General features: G+C 71.9%; 3 protein-coding genes and 1 pseudogene. 3 read left to right on the forward strand and 1 reads right to left on the reverse strand.

Annotation, left to right across the window (positions count from 1 at the left end; all coding sequences use genetic code 11):
- Positions 1-963 (forward strand): DUF1998 domain-containing protein (locus tag QH283_RS15135; protein WP_280503637.1); only part of this gene is annotated, 963 nt, incomplete at its 5' end.
- Between the two features lie 27 nt (positions 964-990).
- On the opposite strand, the gene QH283_RS15140 is transcribed toward QH283_RS15135, so the two are convergent.
- A complete protein-coding gene (locus QH283_RS15140) occupies positions 991-3,222 on the reverse strand; it encodes a 3'-5' exonuclease (protein ID WP_280503638.1) in 2,232 nt (743 codons plus the stop codon).
- Between the two features lie 273 nt (positions 3,223-3,495).
- On the opposite strand from QH283_RS15140, the gene QH283_RS15145 reads away from it, so the two are divergent.
- Together QH283_RS15145 and QH283_RS15150 are read left to right on the forward strand one after the other, a co-directional pair.
- Positions 3,496-3,864 carry a YciI family protein gene (locus QH283_RS15145; RefSeq protein WP_280503639.1) on the forward strand — a complete coding sequence of 123 codons (369 nt, stop codon included), beginning with the start codon at positions 3,496-3,498 and terminating at the stop codon, positions 3,862-3,864.
- Positions 3,861-4,044, forward strand: a pseudogene (locus QH283_RS15150) (RNA polymerase subunit sigma-70); the annotation flags it as partial. The gene QH283_RS15145 and the pseudogene QH283_RS15150, both read left to right, overlap by 4 nt.

Raw genomic sequence — 4,044 nt, forward strand, 5'->3', positions numbered from 1 at the left:
CGCACGTGGGCCGGGGCCGCCTTTGTCCAGTCGAGCGGGGACAGCTCGCAGGACTTCGCCGGGCCGCCGCCGGGCGGCGCCGAGGTGCGCGCCCGCGCGGGGACGCGGGCGCGCATGATGGTCATCGGCGAAGGCGCGGGCTCGGGGTTCGCGCTGTGCCCGTGGTGCGGCTGGGCCGATCCGTTCGATCCGAGGAACTCCACCAAGCACGACCACCCGGTGACCGGGGCGCCGTGCGCGGGCAAACCGTCGGTGGTCTCGCTGGCGCACAGCTACGAGACCGATGTCGCCGAATTCACCTTCACCGATGTCATCGACGACAAGGCCGGCGAATCCACCTGGCTGTCGGTGCTCTACGCCCTGCTCGAAGGAGCCTCGGAGGCGCTGGAGATCAGCCGGGACGACATCGACGGCACGCTGTCGTGGAGCGCGGACGGCCGTCGGTCCATCGTGCTGTTCGACACCGTCCCCGCAGGCGCAGGCGCGGCCAAGCAGATCGCGCGCGAACTCGACAGGGTGCTGAAGGTAGCGGCCGACCGGGTCGCGAACTGCGAGTGCGGGATCGAGACCTCCTGCTACGGCTGCCTGCGCTCCTACCGCAACGAGCGCTTCCACCCCCAGCTGTCCCGCGCGGGCGCGCTGGAGGTGTTCGTCCGGCTGGCACTGACGAGCGCCGCTCCGGCGGCAGAACCGGCCTGGCGGCTCGACGCCGTGCACACGACCGACGCGGTGCGGCAACTGGTGGCCGAGCTGGCGCGCACGGGTGTGCCGGAGCCGTTGGTGGACACCGAGATCGGGCGCTACTACTGGCCGGTGGACATCGCCTGGCCGCAGGCCAAGGTCGTGGTGCTCGAGGACGCCGACGAGGAACGGGTCAGCGGGCTGGCCGCCGACGGATTCCACGTGGTGCGCATGGACTCCACCAGCGCGTCCGAACTGGGCAGGCTGCTGTCGGCCCGCTGACAGCAGCCCGCGGGCGCGGAAACCGGTTCAGCGCAACAGTTCCGAGCGCACACCGGACCAGGTGACGACCAGCTCGTCCCTGGCGCGGCTGGCCGCCACATACAGCAGCGAGCGTTCCCGCCGCCTGGCGTCGGCCTGCTCCTCCTCGGGGACCTGCGCCGCCGTGCGGGCGGGCACATGATCGGTGTCGATGCCCGCGAGCACGACGCAGCGGAACTCCATGCCCTTGCCGCGGTGCATGGTCAACACCTGCACCTCGTCGCCGGTGGCCGGGTCCTTGTCCAGAGCGGCGGCGGGAATGTCGCGGCGGTTCAGCTCCTGGACGAAGCGATCACGATCCTGCGCGGCCCTGGTGAGCACGGCGATCTCGCCCGAGCGGACGCCGCGGCCGAGCCAGGCGCGGATGGTCTCGGCCACCATCCGGTACTGCTCCTCGGTGGAGGCGCATTCGATCAGCTCGGGGGCGGGCCCGAGCCGGGCACAGGTGTAGCCCGCGGTGCTCTCCTGGCCTTCTTCGAGATCGCGGTAGTCGGCGCCCTCCAGAATGCTCACCGCGAAGTGCAGGTTCTGGGCGGTGGTGCGGTAGTTGAGCGTCAGCCTGCTGGAGCGGCCGCGGATGTTGATGCCCAGCCGCTGCAGGACCACCGGCTGGCCGTAGATGCGCTGGTGCGAGTCCTCGGCGATGAACAGGTCGTTCGGGCCCTCGGGCACCAGGGCGCGCAGCAGTCGCCAGTGGGTGGCGTGCAGGTCCTGGGCTTCGTCGACGATGACGTGGTCGGCGAGGTGGCCGTCCGCCGACGCGGCGCGGTCCTGGAGGATCGCGGCGGCCACGGCCAGCACCTCCGGGTAGCTGAGCCTGCCCGCCGCCTGTCCGCGCCGCCGGTACTCCTCGACCACCCGCCACACACCGAGCCGCGGCGCCCGCGACAACCGGACCCCGCGCCCGGCCCTCGGCACCCGCGCGTACTGCTCGGCCGTGGTGACCTCGTTGCCGAGCACCACCGCCACGTACTCCGGCGCGAGGAACCCGGTGGTGGCCAGGCGCGGATCGAGACCGTCGCCCGCCGCCCGCACGGCCTCTGCCCAGCCGACGTCGTCGCCGACCCGCTTGCGCCGCCGCGCGCCCGAGCCGGAGCCGAGGATCCGCTCGGCGGCGGCCTGATAGGCGGGCTCGGGCGCCCTGCTCACCACGGCCTGGGCCAGGCTGTCCACGCCCGCGACATACACGCCGGGGTCGCCGAGCCGATCGGCGACAGGGAGCGACGGGTCGAGCGCGCGCAGATCGGCCAGCATGGTCGTGGCGAGGGTACGGTTGAAGGTGGTCAGCACCACCCGCGCGCCGGGATCGCTGTCGAGCAGGTACTTGGCCCGGTGCAGGGCCACCACCGTCTTGCCGGTGCCCGCACCGCCGGACAGCCGGAACGCGCCCTGATAGTCGCGCTCCACGTAACGCCGCTGTTTGGGGTGCAGGAAGACACGCCAGGCGGCGAAATCGCCGTCCTCGATGACCCGGCGCAGCTCGTCGTTGTCGTCGATGAGGGTGAACTGCATCTTCGTCGCCGGATGGTCCAGGGCGGCGAGGATCTGCTCGTTCTCGTCCAGGGACTCGTCGACCGGGGTCTCGGTGAAGCCGAGGGCGTCGCGGATCTCCTCGATATCGCGGCCGACCGCCAGCTCGAGCAGCGCGTTCTGCTGCCAGGCGACCTCGCTGTCCTGCGCGACGGTGAGCAGCTCGTCCTGGTCGGCGGCGGCCAGCGCGCGCCCGGCCAGGTCGGGGTCGAGGCCGAGGCGGTCGGTCAGGTCGACCATGGTGTAGCCGACGTGGCCGAGGTAGCCGACCGGGTTCGCGGCCAGCCGGGCCAGCTGACCGGTCGGGTCGGGGACCACCGAGCGCTTCTTGCGGTCGGCCTGCCCGTCGAGTTCACCGACGATGCCCTCCAGCACGCCGTTGACCGGATTCACCCGCAGCGTCGACTTCTCCGCCAACTTGTTGGCGACATCGTGCTTCCAGGTGCCGAGGTAGATGTAGGTGGTGTCGCCCGCCTTGCCGTCGATGCGGAACATGATGGCGCGGTAGTTGATGTCGACCCGGCCGGTGCGGACCCGCCGGTCCACCGCGCCCTGGATGGGTTCGATGTGCAGGCCCGGCAGGGTGTCGTCGGCCCTGACCTTTTCGAAGAAGTCGTAGACCTTGTTCTTGATCGAGCCGTCCAGCCGCGGCATCGACTTGTTGTTCGTGGCCCAGACGACCAGCGCCATCCCCGGAACTCTCCTCGCCTCTGTCCGCTCCGCCCGGTCAGCTGTCCGGCGGACTACGAGCGGCGGTCACCGTAACCGTCGAACCGTACCGCGCTGAGCACCCCTCGCGTGTCGGTCGATCCGTCGACACCGGTCAGCGGGGCGGCGCGGCTGGTCACCGTGGAAAGGCATCGTCCGCCCCGGGTCTGTCGATTCGGCGCAGGCCCGATCGTCATCTCTGTGCACGGGTCGACGCCGGATACTGGATCCGGCCCCGGCGAGAAGGAGAGACCGATGCGGTACGCGTTCCTGATCCACCACGAAGAGCCCGCCGACGGCGAGATCCCGGCCGAGGCGATCGAGGAGATGCGGCGGGCGTTCGGCGCCTACGGCCGCGCGTTGCAGGAGGCGGGGGTGCTGGTCGGCGCGGACATCCTCGCCGGTCAGCAGGCGAGCACCACGGTGACCCGGCGCAACGGGTCGTCGCAGGTGCAGGACGGGCCGTTCGCGGCGACCAAGGAGGCGCTGGCCGGGGTGTTCGTGGTGGACGTGCCCGATCTGGACGTCGCGCTCGGCTGGGCCGAGAAGTGCCCGGCGGCGAGCTACGCGGTGCTGGAGGTGCGGCCGGTGGCCACCTCCTGCGTCGCGGGCGAGTGGACGTGACCGATGCCGTGCGGCGGGCTGCCGAGGCGGCGGCCCGCACCTCCTACGGCCGGTTGCTCGCCCTGCTGGCGGCTCGCTGTGGCGATGTGGCGCTGGCCGAGGACGCGCTGGCCGACGCCTTCGAGCGGGCGCTGCGCACCTGGCCGGTCGGCGGCGTTACCCCCCCCCCCGACGCGGGGG

The sequence above is a fragment of the Nocardia farcinica genome, assembly GCF_029867845.1.
GTDB classification, from domain to species: domain Bacteria; phylum Actinomycetota; class Actinomycetes; order Mycobacteriales; family Mycobacteriaceae; genus Nocardia; species Nocardia farcinica_A.

Bases quoted from the DNA above. Each gene is read 5' to 3' on its own strand.
- QH283_RS15140 (WP_280503638.1), bottom strand. From the start codon at position 3,222: ATGGCGCTGGTCGTCTGGGCCACGAACAACAAGTCGATGCCGCGGCTG.
- QH283_RS15145 (WP_280503639.1), top strand. From the start codon at position 3,496: ATGCGGTACGCGTTCCTGATCCACCACGAAGAGCCCGCCGACGGCGAG.